Source organism: Sphingobium sp. Ant17, from assembly GCF_000588875.1.
Taxonomy (GTDB): Bacteria; Pseudomonadota; Alphaproteobacteria; order Sphingomonadales; family Sphingomonadaceae; genus Sphingobium.
In genome coordinates, this window is the sequence record NZ_JEMV01000005.1 from 15,196 (window position 1) to 30,951 (window position 15,756).

A 15,756-nucleotide genomic window follows, 5' to 3' on the forward strand; every position below is an offset into this window, starting at 1 on the left:
ATGCGCGGACTAGCTTCCTGCTGTGGACGACCGGCGGGGCGCTGATCTGGAACATCATCCTGGCCTATGCGGGTTTCGTACTGGGTAAGAATTTCAGCGAGATCGACAAATATATCGGCCCGGCCGCGACAATCTGCGTCGTTGGGGCGGTAATCCTTTATCTGTGGCGTCTAGCAACATGGAAGCCCAAGGCGCCTGTTTGCGAGGATCGATAGCCAAAGCGCTTCGTTCGTCGGTCAGGCGCCTAAACCCGGCTGACTATCGGAGTTTGTTTTGATGTTGATAAAAACCGCGACACTATTGAGTGCCCTCTTTCTGGTGTTCACGCCTGCCGCCCTTCTGGCCCAGCAGGGTCCGCAATCGGGCAGCCATGCGACGCGGAAAGGCGATGATCGCGGAGCTCAGAAACAGGGTAGCGCAAAACGGGATGACCGTCGGACGCCCGGTGCTGGCCGAAACGACAAGGCACCATCGGTTGCTAAAAGCCGCCACGGCAATTGGGACAGTAAATGGGGCAGCCGCCCGTCTGACCCGCCGCGCAGTTGGGGCAATCGCAGCAACTGGTATCAGCATGTGCGCGCCTGCCAGCAGCGTTATCGCAGCTATAATTCGCGTACCGACCAATATGTCGTGCGTCGGGGCGTGAACCGCACCTGCACGCTCTGACGCCGCGTCAAGCCCGCGGATGCGCGTTGCGATAAACGTCCATCAAATGCGCTGCATCGACCTGGGTATAAACCTGGGTCGATGACAGGCTGGCATGGCCGAGCAATTCCTGCAAACTGCGCAGGTCCGCGCCGCGCCCCAGCAAATGGGTCGCGAAACTGTGGCGCAGCGCATGGGGCGTCGTGCGGTCCGACAGGCCCAGCCGGCCGCGCGCGCCCTGCACTGCCCGGCGAATGAGCGCAGGCGAGAGCGGCCCGCCGCGCGCGCCGCGGAACAGCGCTTCGTCGCGGGTCATTGGGAAAGGGCATTGGTCGACATAGGTCTCGATCGCCTGGCGCACCTGCGGCAGCAGGGGAACTTGACGGGTCTTGTTGCGCTTGCCGGTGACGCGCAACGTATCGGCGAGCGGCAGTGCCGCACCGGTCAGCCCCATGGCCTCGCCAATGCGCAGGCCGGCCCCATAAAGCAGCAGCAGCACCGCCCAGTCGCGCGCGCCGATCCAGGGCAGGCGCGCGGTTTCCGCTATGTCCTGCGCCAGCGCGACGGCTTCGTCGGGCGAGATGGGGCGGGGCAGGCCGCGCTTGACCCGTGGTCCCTTGAGCAGAGGTACGCGGGCATCTTCGCCGCCTGTAAAGCGCAGAAAGCCGCGCACGGCGGAGAGTTCGCGCGCCGCCGACAGATTGCCGATCCCATCCATCCGCCGCACCGTCAGGAAGGCGCGCAGGTCCGCCTGGTCGATCCGCGCCAGGCTGGCAGCGGTCACCGCCGCGCCATGATGGCCCTCCAGAAAGGCGACTAAACGCTCGGCCGTCGCAACATAGGCGCGTACCGTATGGGTCGATCGGCGGCGGTCGAGCGCAAGATGATGACGCCAGTGTTCGATGAGGTCGGGGGAGGGCATGGGGAAAGGATAGGGCAGGTTGGGGAAAATGGGAAATGCGGGATCGACTTCGCCAAAACGCAACAATTTTCGCCAATGCACAACCATCCTCCGTTCGCCCTGAGCCTGTCGAAGGGCTTTTCTTCGGGAAGAAAGGGGGGCTTCGACAGGCTCAGCCCGAACGGATGGAGATGGAGCAGCCCCCACCTTGAAATCTGGCCGGAAATGGGCACATGGGAGGTATGGCACCTCCTTTCGATCCGGCCGACCTGCCGACCGGCGTTCAGATGCCGCTATCCCCTCTGGTGGCGCGGGTGTTGGCACCCAATCCGTCGCCCTTCACCTTTACCGGCACCCAGACCTATGTGGTGGGATCGAACGACGTCGCGGTGATCGATCCCGGCCCGGACGCGCCCGATCATCTGGCGGCGCTGACGGCGGCGGTTGCGGGGCGGCCTGTCGTGGCGATCCTTTGCACCCACACGCACCGCGATCATAGCCCGGCGGCGCGACCGCTGAGCGAGGCAACAGGCGCGCCCGTGATCGGCTGCGCGCCGCTGACGCTGGAGGATGACGGGCCGCGCGCCGATGCCGCGTTCGATGCGGCCTATCGCCCCGACCGGGTGCTGGCGGATGGCGAGCGGGTCGCGGGCACCGGTTGGACATTGGAAGCGGTGGCAACGCCGGGGCACACCTCCAACCATCTCTGCTTCGCGCTGGCCGAGGAAGGCGCATTGTTCACCGGCGATCATGTCATGGGTTGGTCCACCAGCGTGATCTCCCCGCCCGATGGCGACATGGCGGCCTATATGCGATCGATGCAGCGGTTGCTGGAGCGCGAGGATGCGATCTACTATCCCGCCCATGGCGACCCTATCGACAATCCGCAGCGGCTGGTGCGCGGCATGATGGGCCATCGCAAGCAGCGCGAGGGGCAGATTTTGCGCTTTCTCGCGCGCAATGGCGACAGCCTCATCCCGGACATGGTGCTGGAAATGTACAAGGGCGTCGACCCGCGCCTGCATCCCGCCGCCGGGCGATCGGTGCTCGCGCATCTGATCGACCTGGATCAGCGTGGGTTGGTGACGGCGATGGAGGACCGATGGCAGATGCGCTGAAACGCTATGCCGGGCCGATTGCGGCGGCGGTCATCCTGTTGCTGGTCGGCGCGGCGATGCTGATCGGCTGGCAGCGCTACGACCGTGACTATGTGGTCGCGGTGGAGGAAGATGGCGTCGCCGTGACGAAGGTGATCGCGGCTAAGATCGCCGGGGTGAGCAGCCTCAAAGTCTCCGAACTGTCCGGCACGGTGCAGAGCACGGCGCAGGATGTGCGCGGTTTCGGCTTCCTCAAGTCCGATCAGGTGGTCAAAATGCCCTTCTCGGTCGATTATTTCGTCGATGTCGGCGGCCTTGGCGAAGGCGATCTGGAATGGAACGAGGCGACCCGCACGCTGATCGTCAATGCGCCCGACGTGAAGCCGGGCAAGCCCAATGTCGATGAAAGCCGCCGCACGCTGGTCCGCACCCAGGGCGTGTTCGTGACGCGGCAGGCCGGCGAAGAATTGAGCCGCCGCGTGTCCGCCCATGCGCAGAGCCGCGCCCAGCGGGAGGCGCAGGCACCCGAACGCATGGCACAGGCGCGCGATTATGGCCGCACGGCGCTGACCAAGCTGATGGCTGCGCCCCTGGCGGCGGCTGGCTATGGCGATGCGCGGGTGATCGTGACCTTTCCGCCCGAACGGGCCGGGCGCAACCAGGAACAGTGGGACGTGACCACGCCCGTCAACGAGGTACTGGCCAACCGACAGCGTCAGCGCTAGGGCGCGCGTGAGGACGAGGAGTTACAGGGTATGAACGCTTTTACCAGCATTCCGCAGGGCATCGACCTGCGCGGCGAGATCGAGCGGCTGCGCAAGGAGCGCAATGCCGTGATCCTGGGCCATTATTATCAGTCGCCCGAAATTCAGGACTTGTCCGATTTCGTCGGCGATTCGCTGGAATTGTCGCGCAAGGCGGCGGAGACGGACGCGGACGTGATCGCCTTTTGCGGCGTGCGATTCATGGCCGAAACGGCCAAGATCCTGTCGCCCGACAAGATCGTCGTGCTGCCCGACATGGATGCGGGTTGCAGCCTGGAAGACTCTTGCCCTCCTGCCCAGTTCAAGGCGTTTCGCGAAGCCCATCCCGACCATATCGCGCTTAGCTACATCAACTGCTCGGCCGAGGTGAAGGCGCTGTCCGACATCATCGTGACGTCCTCCTCCGCCGAGAAGATCCTGTCGCAAATTCCGCTGGACCAGAAGATCATCTTTGGCCCCGACAAGCATCTGGGCGGCTATCTCGCGCGCAAGCTTGGCCGTGACATGCTGCTGTGGCCGGGCGTGTGCATCGTGCATGAGGCGTTCAGCGAAACCGAATTGCTCAAGCTCAAGGCGCAGCACCCGGACGCGCCGGTCGCCGCGCACCCCGAATGCCCGCCCTATATCATCGACCACGCCGACTATGTCGGGTCGACCAGCGGCATCCTGGATTTCGCCAAGACGATGCCCGGCGACACGCTGATCGTCGCGACCGAACCGCATATCATCCACCAGATGGAAAAGGCGGTGCCGGACAAGCAGTTCATCGGCGCGCCGGGCGCGGACGGCAACTGCAACTGCAATATCTGTCCCTATATGGCGCTAAACACGATGGAGAAGCTGTACCTCGCGCTGCGCGACCTGCAACCGCGCATCGAAATGGACGAAACGCTGCGCCTGGGCGCGAAGAAGAGCCTGGACAAGATGCTGGAAATGGCGAGCGCCACGGTGGGGCTGGGCGACGTAGGTCCGCGGTGAAAAGGCCTGGGGTGAAGGCCGCACGGCAATGATCGCCCGGCTGCGCGCGCGCTGGCAGGAAACACGGGCCAGCTACTGGTTCTATCCGGCCTTGTTCACAACGCTGGCGACGCTGCTGGCCTTTGCCACGGTATGGGTCGATCGCCAGGGTGGGTCGGTCTGGCTGGCGCAGCACGACTGGATCGATATCGTCCGACCCGAAGGCGCGCGCACCATTCTCAACGTCATAGCCGGGTCGATGATCGGCGTGGCGTCCACCGTATTTTCGATCACGATCGCAGCCGTCGTCTATGCGTCGGGCAGCTATGGGCCGCGCCTCCTCTCCAATTTCATGGAAGATCGCGGCAACCAATTGTCGCTGGCAACCTTTATCGCGACCTTTGTCTATGCGGTGTTGGTGTTGCGCGTGGTGCGCGATGTGAAGGAGAGCATGGGCGACCCCGGTTTCGTGCCGCAATTGTCGCTGGTGATCGCGACGCTGCTGATGGGCGTATCGATTGCCATCCTGGTCTATTTCCTCAACCATGTGCCATCGAGCATCCGCATCAATGCGGTTCTGGAGGGGATTGGCGCGCGCTTGCTGCGCGAAGTACACGAACGTTTCCCCGATGATTGTATCGAGGAAAGCGTCGGAGACGCACCGCAGGGCGAACAGATCAAAGCCCATGGCACAGGCTATATCCAGATTGTCGATTTTGCCGGGCTGGACGAGATTGCGCGCGATGCCGGATGCCGGCTCGAACTGCGCCTGCGGCCGGGCGATTTCGTGCATCCCGGTATCGCGCTGGTAGGGGTCGTCGGTGCGAAGATCGACGATGCGATGCGCGAGGCTGTGCAGGACTGCTTTTCGACGGGGGTTATGCGCTCGCCTGCGCAGGACATAGAATTTCTGATCGACGAACTGGTCGAGATCGCCCTGCGCGCCTTGTCGCCGGGCATCAACGATCCGTTCACGGCGGTGACGGCCATGCATTGGCTGGGCGCGGCGACGGCGGCGATCGGTCAGCGCGACTTGCGCGGCGGGCCGGACCGGGGCGATTATGACTGGAACCGGGTCGTGCCGCTCAACGATGATTTCGATCATTTCGTGACACGCGGCTTTGGCGGCATCATGTCGGCCGCCGCAACCAGCCCGATCGCAGCGGCGCAGTTCCTCAATTGCCTGAAGGGTGCAGCCACGGCCGTGGCCCTGGACACCCGGCGTGCGCGGCTGCGCATGGAAGGCGCCCGGTTGATCGAGCAGGCGCGTTTGGCGCTGGACGGCCCGGCGCTGGGGGAACTGGAAGCCCACTATTGCGATTTTGATCGAGCCATGAAAGACGACGCGGATGAACGACTTTGCTCTTGATGGTTTCGACCTGAACGCCTTTGTGGCCACCACGCTGGCCGAAGACCTCGGCCCGGACGCCCGCGACGTCACTAGCGAGGCAGTGATCCCCGCCGACGCTATCTTCGACGGGGTCATGGATGCGCGCGATCCGGTGACGCTGGCAGGTCTGCCGATTGCGATCGCCTTTTTCCGGGCGCTCGACCCCGATGTCGAGATCGAACAATTGCGCCAGGATGGCGAACAGGTCGCGGCGGGGACCGACCTGTTGCGCCTTCGGGGACGGGCGCGGGCGATGCTGACGGCTGAGCGCTCGGCGCTCAACACGGTGCAGCATCTCAGTGGCATCGCGACGATGACACGAACCTATGTCGATGCGATCGAAGGCACCGGGGCGATCCTGCTCGACACCCGCAAGACCATTCCTGGCCTGCGCGTGCTGGAAAAATATGCGACGCGCATGGGCGGGGCGACCAACCATCGCATGGGGCTGTGGGATGCCGCGATGATCAAGGATAATCATGTCGCGGTGGCCGGGTCGGTCGAGCAAGCGGTGCGCCGCGCGGTCGATGCCGGGGTCGAACGGATCATCGTCGAGGTCGACCGGATCGACCAGATCGAACCGGCTTTGCGCGCAGGCGGCACCCATCTGCTGTTCGATAACATGGATGCCGCGATGCTGCGCGAAGCGGCTGCCTTGGTAGCCAATCGCGTCCCGACCGAGGCTTCGGGCGGCGTGACGCTCGACACGATCCGCGCGAAGGCGAGCACAGGCGTCACCTATATCAGCGTCGGGCGGCTGACCCAGTCGGCCCCGGCGGCGGATATCGGGCTGGACTTCGCTTATGCTTAAGGCGGCCGCCGCGTTGGCGTTGATTGCGCTGCCGGGAACCGCGCTGGCGCAGGCGGCGCAATGCCGACCGCCCGCGCAGATCGCCCGGCCCGTCATCGACGGGCCAAGCGACAAGCAGCCCAAGCGCGTTCTGCCGATCGGCAGTTATACGTTGGCGCTCAGTTGGTCGCCGCAATATTGTGCGAGCGCGCGGGGCGGGAAACAGACGCTGCAGTGTGGCGGCAAGACCGGGCGCTTTGGTTTTACCCTCCACGGCCTATGGCCTGACGGGTTCGGCAAGGAATGGCCGCAATATTGCCGCCCCGCCGATCTGCTGCCGCGAAAAGTGATTCGCGACAATCTCTGCACGACGCCGTCGGTGCAACTGATCCAGCATGAATGGGCCAAACATGGCACCTGCATGACGACCCGGCCGGAGCGATATTTCAACCTGTCGCGCACGCTCTACCAGTCGATACGCTATCCCGACATGACCGCGCTGGCGGCGACCGAAAATCTGACGGTGGCGAAATTTGCCGACGCTTTTGCGCGCGCCAACAAGGGGTTGCGGCCCGACATGCTACGCGTGACGACGACGCGCGGCGACTGGCTGAGCGAAGTGTGGCTGTGCATGGACCGGGCGATGCAGTTCACCCGCTGCCCAGTGCATCAGGGCGGAGCCGCCCCGGCCAGCTACCTGCGGATCGCACCGGGGCCGCGGATCGCCGATAGCCGACCCAGCCAGGCCCGTCCCGCCACCGCTGCGCTCCTGCGCCAGATGCAGCCGGAACGCGACGCCAGCGCGCCTTGAGGATCAGGCGTCGATCGTCGCAGTCGAGGGGTGATGCTTGTCCATATGCTTGCGGATGATCCGCAGATTCTTGGTGTTCGACTTATAGAGGAAATCGAACAGGTCGCCTGCAAAAGGGATGGCACCGATCAGCGTATCGACGCCGATATTGCCCGCCATGCGCGTCAACTGCCATTTCGACATGCCAAGGTTGCGGGCTTCCCACACGATCCAGGCACCCATTGCGGCGGTGGCAAGGTCGCCGACGACCGGGATCAGGCCCACAAGACTATCGAGGCCGACCCGGCGGTTGGTGCCGGGAATGACGAACAAGCCTTCCAGCATCGCTTCCATCGCCTCGATCCGGCGGCGTACCGATGCGGGATCGCGGCCAAAGCCGGGCATGTCCCGCACCACACGATCGAACTGGTCCTGCGATAACGCCATCTGCCTGTCTCCTTTCCCTTTAATTGGGGCGGCGGAACAGATGGTTCAATGGGTGGCGCGCACGGCGCGAGGATTGAAAGCCGTTCAAGCGTTTGGAGACCAACGACCAGCGGATCGGCGCGCCCAGCGCGATATAGCCATTATGGGCCTGCATCAGCGCTTCGGCCTGGGCGATATGGGCGATCCGGTTGGCGCTGTCGCTGGCGAGGCTGGCGGCCTGTAGCTCGGCATCGGCGGCGTCGCTGCAATGGACCGCACGGGCGCAACCGATGCGCCCCAGATACCAGAGCGCACTGTCATAGGGTGCAACCTCGTCGATCAGGCGCAGGTCCGCGTCCTTCTGTTTCATCGGCACGCGCTGTGCGGTCAGGCCGATCGCGGCAAGGTCGCGGCGCAGCAGGCCGAAGATCAGCGTCGCGCCCGGCCCCTGTGGCAAGGCGATGCGGAGCGGTGCCGGATCGCCATTGTCGGCGCGCCAACGGGTCATGGTGGCGTTGCCCAGCGCGCGACGCTCGTCGATCGTCTGCCCAGCCCAGGCGGGGGCGGTCGGCGACCGACCCAGATCGAGCGCGGAGGGCAGGATCTGCTCGCTCGTCGCCCAGCCGCCGAGCGGAAATAGCGCGGACAAGGCGCTCCGGTCGATCGTCATGTTGATGGCCGCACGAACATAGTCGTCGTTGAGCAGCTTGCCCCGCCCGGTGACGGCAAGCCCCAGCATGCCCTGGACCGGATCGGTCCTGACCGCGTCGCGCTCCACCCCGGCGGGCAGGAGCAGCGGCAGGTCGACAAAGCGACCGCCCAGGACCAGCGCGGCCCGTTCCTCGCGGAAGCGGATGATGGCGAGCGCGGCATTTTCGGCGCGCAGCACCCGCGTTTGCGACGGCGGGATCGGCTCGTCCTCATCGACATCCTCGTCGCTCGTCGCGCGGTCGATGGGGGTCAGGAAGAGGGCCTCGCCCTGTTGCGCCCGCCGATAGGGGCCGGTCCCGCCCTCGCGCGAGAGGATCGCCATTTGCGGCTGGGCGAGCATCTGGAGAAGGAAGGGGCGTGCGACGGCCAGTTTGATTTCGATCACTTCGCCGGTCATCGGCACCACGCTCTGCACCGCATCAAGCGGTCCGTCGGGATCAAGCCGCCGCTGCGCAACGATTCGCGAGAGCAGCATCCGGGCCACATCGCGCGCGGTAACGCGCGTACCGTCGGGCCAAAAGGCGCGGCGCAGACGGAAGATATAGCTGCGCCCGTCATCCTCGACGATCCAACGCTGGGCCAGCGCCGGCAGGATTTCGCCGCTGGCGTCGAAGGCGACCAGCCCCTGCGCGGTGGCTTCCAGGATCAGCTTGGCCGCCGGGTCGGGCAATTGCTGCAGCGGCTTGGTGACATCTTCGCGGTCGCCAACGACGCTGACGACGACCGGGCCGCTGCTTTTGCTGGAACAACCGCCAATCGCCAGGAGCGCAGCAAGGGCAGCGATCAGGGAGCGGTGGCGACGCAGCGGGGCGGGGCGGGCGGACATGGCCCTACAGACCTAGCCCGCTATCGCCCCGCCGCCAACCGTCATGGCGGCTGAGGGGAACGGTGGCGCGATTTTTCATAGGGGTAGAGATGGCTAGATGTGGGGGGCATGGTAACATGTGGTCATGCTAGCCATCATCGTCGCCCTATCCGCTGTCATCGCTCCGCCTGTTTCGCAGCCCTGCCGAGCCTGTAAGATCATAGCGGGGAAGCAGGTTTGTTCCAATGTGGGTATAGCCTGCCAACCGCCCGTGCTGGAAAACAAGATCGCAAAAGGCGGCTTGAAGAAGTCCGACCCCAAAGCCAAACGGCGTTAGGCATCCGTCACCTTACGACCATTTCCGCCGTTCAGGCAGAGCGACCGCGCGCTGCAAGCCAGCCTGTCAGCGCCGACAATGCTATGGTGGGAACCGCTAACATGCTCAGGAACAGCAACCCGACCGCCATCAACGGACCTGTTCCGCTGTTAAGCCATAGGATCGGAAGTTGCGAAAACGTGATTATGCCGCCCGCAAGCCAGCCGGTCTTCCTGAACGAAACCCCGGCAATCGCCGACAACAGGCAGGAAATGGGATACCAAAGATACCAGTAGGCATCGGCATCCCAGGGCTCGCGCGCGCCTGTCACCTGACACACCGCCTGCCAATATAGTCCGCCGACGATGAGCAGAATAAAAGCCCGCAAGGCCACCGCGTTCATACCCTGTGTTCTCCTATCGTGGCTCTTGGGCCAACACCTGCTGCCCATCCACGAAACGGCGCGCCTCCGTCCACGAAAAAGGGCGACCCCATAAGGAGCCGCCCGATATCGTCCGGTCGAAACCGGAGCGCTGTGCCCCGCATGTCCCGGATGGTCCGGGGCGGGGCACATCGATTACTTGAGTTCGACGGTCGCGCCAGCGGCTTCCAGCTGAGCCTTGACCTTGTTGGCCTCGTCCTTGTTGACGCCTTCCTTGACGGCCTTGGGAGCCGATTCGACCAGCGTCTTGGCTTCGGTCAGACCCAGGCCGGTGATGGCGCGGACTTCCTTGATGACGTTGATCTTCTTGCCACCGTCGCCGGTCAGGATGACGTCGAATTCGGTCTGCTCTTCAGCAGCCGGGGCAGCGGCAGCGGCCGGGCCAGCGACGGCGACGGCAGCAGCGGCGCTAACGCCCCACTTTTCTTCCAGAGCCTTCGACAGGTCGGCGGCTTCGAGGACGGTGAGGGCCGAAAGCTGTTCGACCAGTGCGTTGATGTCTGCCATGTGCAATATTTCCTTACTTTGGGGCCGTTTGCCCCGTCAGATTGTGAGTCAAACGAAAAGGGGTCGGGGGCAGCCCTTAGGCTGCGTCCTTCTCCGCATAGGCGTTGAAGACCCGCGCGAGCTGCGAAGCCGGTGTCTGAATGACGGTAGCGAGCTTGGTTGCCGGCGCCTGGATGAGGCCGATAATCTTTGCACGCAGTTCGTCCAGCGACGGCATCGATGCGAGCGCCTTGACGCCCTCTGCATCGAGCAGCATTCCGCCCATCGCGCCGCCAACGATTTCGATCTTGTCGTTGGTCTTGGCGAATTCGACTGCAACCTTGGCAGCTGCAACCGGATCGGCCGAGGTGGCAAGGCCGACAGGACCGGTCAGCATGTCGCTGAGGCCGGCATAGTCGGTGCCATCAAGGGCGATACGAGCGAGGCGGTTCTTCGTAACCTTATAGGTCGCGCCCGCTTCACGCATCTTCTGGCGCAGGACCGTCGACTGGGCGACGGTCATGCCAAGGTTGCGGGTCACGACGACCACGCCAACTTCTGCCAGCTCTGCGTTCAGCGCGGAAACGACCTCAGCTTTCTGATTACGATCCATGCCATTCTCCACTTTCTGTTCGCCGGAAATCCGACGAACGCTTAAAACCCGTGGGATAAGCCACGGGGCACTAAGTCCGAAGGGGAGAGATCGACTGGCCCGCATCCGTTTGACTGGAACAGGCAGACCCGAATCGGGCGCACGGCCCGTTCGGTAAAGAACTTTTCCCCGTCTAGGCTGGACATTAAGAAGGGCATATTCCCTTCACCAACTGTCTCGGACGGTGAACCCCGAAGGGTTCGCTACCGGGCCGTTAGCGGAAGGGGCGCACTTTGTCACGTGGAAACTGTACGACGGCGGTCTGATCATACCGTGCCTTCATGATGACGAAGCAGGGAGAGCCTGCGGAATGGCCAGGGCATTGACCAGCCTTGCCGCGATGGCCAAACGGAGACGAACGACCTGGATCGTAAGGGAGAGGCATGATGCGGACGAAGATGAAGCGGGCTGCGCGCGCGTTCCTGTGTGGCGGGCTGGCTATGGCTATGCCCATCCACGCCGCACCCGCCGCGCGATCGGCCCAGGATATCGCACGGCCCCGGTTGATCGTGCTGACCGATATCGGCAACGAGCCCGACGATTCGGAATCGATGGTCCGGTTGTTGACCTATGCCAATGAAATGCAGATCGAAGGACTGGTGGCTTCGACATCGCGCCATCTGCCGACCGGCCCGAATAAGGGTATGATCGAGGAAAGGTTGGCCGCCTATGGTCAATCTCTAACCAATCTGAAGATCCATGATGATCGCTATCCCAGCGTCGAGCGGTTGCGAGCAGTCACATTGTCGGGGAGCGCAGTCTACGGAATGCTCGGCGTAGGACCGGGCAAGGACAGCGCAGCATCGCGCCTGATCATCGAGGCGGTGGATCGGCCTGACCCGCGCCCGCTATGGATCGCCATTTGGGGTGGCGCTGCGGATCTCGCCCAAGCGCTCTGGACCGTGCGCGCAACGCGGACGCAGGCGGAACTCGACCGGTTCGTCGCCAAGCTGCGCGTTTATTCGATTTCCGACCAGGATGATGCTGGGCCATGGGCGCGGGCCTATTTTCCCAAATTATTCTGGGTCGCCAATATTCATGGCTTCACGCGCTATCGGCTGGCGACCTGGACCGGCATTTCAGCACCAGCGCCAGGTGCTGATCCAGAGCCGGTCAGCAAGGCATGGCTGAGCGCGAATATCGTCGCCAAAGGCCCGTTGGGGGCCAGCTACCCGCTGCCCGCCTACATCATGGAAGGGGACACCCCGTCTTTCCTGAACCTGATTTCCAATGGCCTTTCGGTTCAGGAACGGCCCGATTGGGGTGGTTGGGGCGGGCGCTACGAACGGCTATCGACCGATCTGGGGCTATGGACGACGACGGCGGACACGGTCGTCGGCACGGACGGGGCGTCTCATTCAACGCCGCAGGCAACGGTCTGGCGCTGGCGCGCGGCTTTCCAGAATGATTTCGCCGCGCGAATGGCTTGGTCCGTGTCGCCGCGCTATGCCGATGCCAACCATGCGCCAACGGTTATGGTGAATGGCCAGGAAGGCTTGGCCCCCGTCGAAATGACCGGGTGCGCGGGGGTGCCCGTGAGCCTCTCGGCCATCGGGTCGCGCGATCCCGACGGCGACGCACTGACATATCGCTGGTTCTGGTATCGTGAAGCGACAGGCCTATTTGCGCCAGACGTCACGCTGTCCACGCAAACAGGGACTGAGACGAAGGTTGAGGTCGGCAAGACCGTTCAGCTTGACCAGTTCACGCCGCCATCGACCTACAAGATTCACGTCATATTGGAGGTGCAGGATTCCGGCACGCCAAAGCTGACGCGTTATCGGCGGGCGATCATCACGGTTCCGGGTGCCAACCATGGCGACAAGGGCAATCCCTGCGCGGTGACGCCTAACCCGCCCGGCCATTAATCGCTACGGAAGGGGCTAAACCCTATCCGCCTGCACCACCACGTCGATCGCGCGCAGCGCTGACAATATCCGCATCAGATGCTGCGCGTCGGCGACTTCCAGGTCGATGACGTCGGTGTGGAACGGGCCTTCGCGGTTGACCAGTTGCAGGTTGAGGATATTCGCCTTGGTCGCGCCGAACACGTTGGCGACGGCGGCCAGCGCGCCGGGCTGGTTCTTGACGATGACCGAAAGGCGCGCGGTGCCGCCCTTGGACTTGCTGTCCCAGCTCAAATCGATCCAGTCGTCATCCTGCCCCGCTTCGAGCGCGCGGCAATCGATGGTGTGGACCTCGATCGGCTCGCCCGTCCGGCGAACGCCGACGATGCGGTCGCCTGGCACCGGGTGGCAGCAATCGCTAAGGTTATAGGCGATGCCCGGCGTCAGGCCGCGGATCGACACCGGGGCATGCTGGCGCGGATGGGTTTCCTCCATGCCGACCGCGCTGGTGGAGCCGGGGACGAGCGCTTCCATGACTTCGGAATCGAGCAGGCGATGCGTGGCGATCGCCACCATCAGCGCGGCGCGATCGTCGAGCTTCAGCCGCTTGAGCGCGCCCGTCAGTGCCTTGTTCCCCAATTCCTTAGCCAGGTCAGGCGAGAAGCGGCCGAGAATCTCGTCATAGAGTTTCTCGCCCAGCTTGATTTCCTCGCCGCGCTGCTTCTGGCGGATATAGCGGCGTATGGCGGCGCGCGCCTTGCCGGTGATGGCGAAGGTCAGCCAGCCGGGCTGCGGCTCCTGCCCGCCGGATTTGAGGATTTCGACCTGATCGCCATTTTCGAGGGACGTGCGCAACGGCACGACGCGGCCATTGACCTTCGCGCCCACGGTCTGGTTGCCGAGCGAGGTGTGGACGGCATAGGCGAAGTCGACTGGCGTCGATCCCTTGGGCAACTGATGCAGTTCGCCCTTGGGGGAGAAGGCGAAGATGCGATCCTGATACATCGCCATGCGCGTATGTTCGAGCAGTTCGTCGGCATCCTGGCTCTGTTCAAGGATTTCGACCAGGTCGCGCAGCCACGCGGCCTGTTGGTCGGTGGCGTCGCCCTTCTGCTTATAGGCCCAATGCGCCGCCAGGCCGAGTTCGGCGTGATTATGCATGTCACGGCTGCGGATCTGCACCTCGATCCGGGCATTGTCCTGATGGATGACCGTGGTGTGGATCGACCGATAGCCGTTGCGCTTGGGGGTGGAGATATAATCCTTGAAGCGGCCGGGCACCATTTTGTAGGTCTGGTGGATGACGCCGAGCGCGCGATAGCAATCTTCCGGGCTGTCGGTGATGACGCGAAACGCCATGACGTCGGTCAGCTGCTCGAAGCTGATGTGGCGCTCCTGCATCTTGCGCCAGATCGAATAGGGATGCTTCTCGCGCCCCGACACGGTGACCGGCAGGTCGCGGCTGCCCAGCAGCAATTGCAATTCCGCGCCGATGCGGTCGACCTTGTCATGGCCGCCTTCCTTCAACTGCTCCAGCCGCCTGGTGATGCTGTCATAGGCGTCCGGCTCCAACTCGCGGAACGACAGAAGCTGCATCTCGCGCATGAAGTCATACATGCCGATCCGCTCGGCGAGCGGGGCATAGATGTCCATCGTCTCCTTGGCGATGCGGCGGCGCTTGGTTTCATTCTTGATGAAATGCAGCGTGCGCATATTGTGCAGCCGGTCGGCGAGCTTGACCAGCAGCACGCGGATATCGTCCGACATGGCGAGCAGGAATTTGCGCAGATTTTCCGCCGCCCGCTCATTTTCGGACATGGCCTCGATCTTCGACAGCTTGGTCACGCCATCGACCATGCGGGCGACATCCTTGCCGAACGCGGCCTCTATCTCTTCATAAGTGACCAGCGTGTCTTCGATCGTGTCGTGCAGCAATGCGGTGACGATGGTCTGGTCGTCGAGATGAAAGTCGGTCAATATTCCCGCGACTTCAATCGGATGGCTGAAATAGGGGTCGCCGCTGGCGCGTTTCTGGCTCCCATGTTTCTGGACCGAAAACACATAGGCGCGGTTGATCATCGCTTCGTCCGCATCCGGATCGTAGCGCTTTACCCGTTCGACAAGTTCATACTGGCGTAACATCGTTTCCCGATTGTGTGGGAAGTGCCTTGTTACGCAACAAAAAAATCCCATTTGCCCGAATAAGGCTGCACTTTTGCAACGCCTGTGGCTTTGCGCTATATATATGATGATGACACAAAATCTGGCCCAGGATCTGGAACAATGCGCGCTGCCGAGCGCGCTGGAGATGATGGGCGAACGCTGGTCGTTCCTTATTCTGCGCGGCGCGCTGTCGGGTATCCGCCATTTCGAAGAGTTTCAGTCGACGCTGGGCATCGCCCGCAACATCCTGGCCAACCGCCTGTCGCGGTTGGTGGAAAATGGCATCATGCTGCGCCAGCCGATGCAGTGCGACCGGCGCAAGGTCGAATATCGTTTGACGCAAAAGGGCGAGGATCTGGCCCCTGCGATGATTGCGCTGCGTCAATGGGGCGAACGCTGGGGCTGTGGCACCGTGTCGTGCCAGGTGCTGGCCGACAGGCGCGATGGCCAGCCGATCCGCCGCATCGCCATACAGGCGCATGACGGGCGGGCGCTGGACCTGACCGATCTGATCTGGCTGTGCCCCGACGAAATCACGCCAATGGGCGAAGAACCGGCAGCGGCGGCCTGAACC

The 15,756-nt window shown here is 63.5% G+C and carries 16 protein-coding genes and 1 pseudogene; 10 read left to right on the plus strand and 7 right to left on the minus strand.

What is annotated here, in order from left to right; all coding sequences use genetic code 11:
- Nucleotides 1–14: 14 nt before the first annotated feature.
- Both BF95_RS03655 and BF95_RS03660 read left to right on the plus strand, forming a co-directional pair.
- A pseudogene (locus BF95_RS03655) lies at nt 15–215 on the plus strand (DedA family protein); the annotation flags it as partial.
- Nucleotides 216–276: 61 nt separating this feature from the next.
- Entirely contained in the window at nt 277–666 is a 390-nt protein-coding gene (locus BF95_RS03660; protein ID WP_051519834.1) for a BA14K family protein, read from the plus strand.
- Nucleotides 667–673: 7 nt separating this feature from the next.
- On the opposite strand, the gene BF95_RS03665 is transcribed toward BF95_RS03660, so the two are convergent.
- Nucleotides 674–1,567, minus strand: a complete 894-nt coding sequence (locus BF95_RS03665; RefSeq protein WP_043149579.1) for a tyrosine recombinase XerC — start codon at nt 1,565–1,567, stop codon at nt 674–676.
- A gap of 221 nt (nt 1,568–1,788) precedes the next feature.
- Between BF95_RS03665 and BF95_RS03670 the strand changes: the two genes are divergently transcribed.
- From BF95_RS03670 to BF95_RS03695, 6 genes are read left to right on the plus strand one after another with little or no spacing between them, the layout of a single operon-like run.
- Nucleotides 1,789–2,664 carry an MBL fold metallo-hydrolase gene (locus BF95_RS03670; protein WP_043149454.1) on the plus strand — a complete coding sequence of 292 codons (876 nt, stop codon included), beginning with the start codon at nt 1,789–1,791 and terminating at the stop codon, nt 2,662–2,664.
- The gene (locus BF95_RS03675) at nt 2,649–3,368 is read left to right on the plus strand and encodes a DUF4230 domain-containing protein (protein ID WP_043149455.1); all 720 of its coding nucleotides are present in this window, start codon (nt 2,649–2,651) and stop codon (nt 3,366–3,368) included. Before BF95_RS03670 ends, BF95_RS03675 begins: the two co-directional genes overlap by 16 nt.
- Before the next feature lie 30 nt (nt 3,369–3,398).
- Nucleotides 3,399–4,385 (plus strand): quinolinate synthase NadA, encoded by a 987-nt coding sequence (gene nadA, locus BF95_RS03680; protein WP_043149457.1) that lies wholly within the window; start codon nt 3,399–3,401, stop codon nt 4,383–4,385.
- Nucleotides 4,386–4,413: 28 nt separating this feature from the next.
- Nucleotides 4,414–5,733 (plus strand): DUF2254 domain-containing protein, encoded by a 1,320-nt coding sequence (locus BF95_RS03685; protein ID WP_043149460.1) that lies wholly within the window; start codon nt 4,414–4,416, stop codon nt 5,731–5,733.
- Nucleotides 5,714–6,565 carry a carboxylating nicotinate-nucleotide diphosphorylase gene (gene nadC, locus BF95_RS03690; RefSeq protein WP_043149462.1) on the plus strand — a complete coding sequence of 284 codons (852 nt, stop codon included), beginning with the start codon at nt 5,714–5,716 and terminating at the stop codon, nt 6,563–6,565. The genes BF95_RS03685 and nadC overlap by 20 nt, the downstream gene beginning before the upstream one ends.
- Nucleotides 6,558–7,355 carry a ribonuclease T2 family protein gene (locus BF95_RS03695; RefSeq protein ID WP_081764021.1) on the plus strand — a complete coding sequence of 266 codons (798 nt, stop codon included), beginning with the start codon at nt 6,558–6,560 and terminating at the stop codon, nt 7,353–7,355. Before nadC ends, BF95_RS03695 begins: the two co-directional genes overlap by 8 nt.
- 3 nt (nt 7,356–7,358) lie before the next feature.
- Here the strand turns inward: BF95_RS03695 and BF95_RS03700 are convergent, their stop codons facing one another.
- From BF95_RS03700 to rplJ, 5 genes are all read right to left on the minus strand, one after another.
- Nucleotides 7,359–7,781 carry a DUF4112 domain-containing protein gene (locus tag BF95_RS03700; RefSeq protein ID WP_043149463.1) on the minus strand — a complete coding sequence of 141 codons (423 nt, stop codon included), beginning with the start codon at nt 7,779–7,781 and terminating at the stop codon, nt 7,359–7,361.
- 19 nt (nt 7,782–7,800) lie between these two features.
- Complete coding sequence (locus BF95_RS03705) at nt 7,801–9,297, minus strand: ABC transporter substrate-binding protein (protein ID WP_043149466.1); 1,497 nt, start codon at nt 9,295–9,297, stop codon at nt 7,801–7,803.
- Nucleotides 9,298–9,644: 347 nt separating this feature from the next.
- Nucleotides 9,645–9,995: a hypothetical protein gene (locus BF95_RS25460; protein ID WP_051519835.1), complete on the minus strand. Its 351-nt coding sequence runs from the start codon at nt 9,993–9,995 to the stop codon at nt 9,645–9,647.
- Nucleotides 9,996–10,169: 174 nt separating this feature from the next.
- The gene (gene rplL / locus BF95_RS03715; protein WP_043149469.1) at nt 10,170–10,541 is read right to left on the minus strand and encodes a 50S ribosomal protein L7/L12; all 372 of its coding nucleotides are present in this window, start codon (nt 10,539–10,541) and stop codon (nt 10,170–10,172) included.
- A gap of 76 nt (nt 10,542–10,617) precedes the next feature.
- The gene (gene rplJ, locus BF95_RS03720; RefSeq protein WP_043149471.1) at nt 10,618–11,133 is read right to left on the minus strand and encodes a 50S ribosomal protein L10; all 516 of its coding nucleotides are present in this window, start codon (nt 11,131–11,133) and stop codon (nt 10,618–10,620) included.
- 422 nt (nt 11,134–11,555) lie between these two features.
- Between rplJ and BF95_RS03725 the strand changes: the two genes are divergently transcribed.
- Entirely contained in the window at nt 11,556–13,040 is a 1,485-nt protein-coding gene (locus tag BF95_RS03725) for a DUF1593 domain-containing protein (RefSeq protein ID WP_200866873.1), read from the plus strand.
- A 15-nt stretch (nt 13,041–13,055) separates the two neighbouring features.
- On the opposite strand, the gene BF95_RS03730 is transcribed toward BF95_RS03725, so the two are convergent.
- Nucleotides 13,056–15,161 carry a RelA/SpoT family protein gene (locus tag BF95_RS03730; RefSeq protein WP_043149473.1) on the minus strand — a complete coding sequence of 702 codons (2,106 nt, stop codon included), beginning with the start codon at nt 15,159–15,161 and terminating at the stop codon, nt 13,056–13,058.
- A 109-nt stretch (nt 15,162–15,270) separates the two neighbouring features.
- On the opposite strand from BF95_RS03730, the gene BF95_RS03735 reads away from it, so the two are divergent.
- Nucleotides 15,271–15,753, plus strand: a complete 483-nt coding sequence (locus tag BF95_RS03735) for a winged helix-turn-helix transcriptional regulator (protein ID WP_043149587.1) — start codon at nt 15,271–15,273, stop codon at nt 15,751–15,753.
- Nucleotides 15,754–15,756: the final 3 nt, after the last annotated feature.